1 protein-coding gene is annotated in these 209 nt (G+C 60.3%); it reads left to right on the top strand.

What is annotated here, in order from left to right; translation table 11 throughout:
- The coding region (locus ACM615_RS24365) for a hypothetical protein (protein WP_431012705.1) at positions 1-209 on the top strand (209 nt) is incomplete at both ends.

Genomic DNA, 209 nt, shown 5'->3' with positions numbered 1-209 from the left:
CCATCGCGGCCATGCTGCTGTTCGCGCTTTTCCTGAAAATGGCCAATGGCTGCACCTACTCCATCGTGCCCTTCGTGAACCGCCAGGCCATCGGCAGCGTGAGCGGCATTGTGGGCGCGGGCGGCAACCTGGGCGCGATGCTGGTCGGCTTTTTATTTAAGTCCAAGGAAATCAGCTACAGTACGGCCTTTCTCTACATCGGCGGCGGC

This window comes from Rahnella sp. PAMC25617, assembly GCF_050606005.1.
GTDB classification, from domain to species: Bacteria; Pseudomonadota; Gammaproteobacteria; order Enterobacterales; family Enterobacteriaceae; genus Rahnella; species Rahnella variigena.
This window is presented reverse-complemented; position numbering and strand designations above follow the sequence as displayed.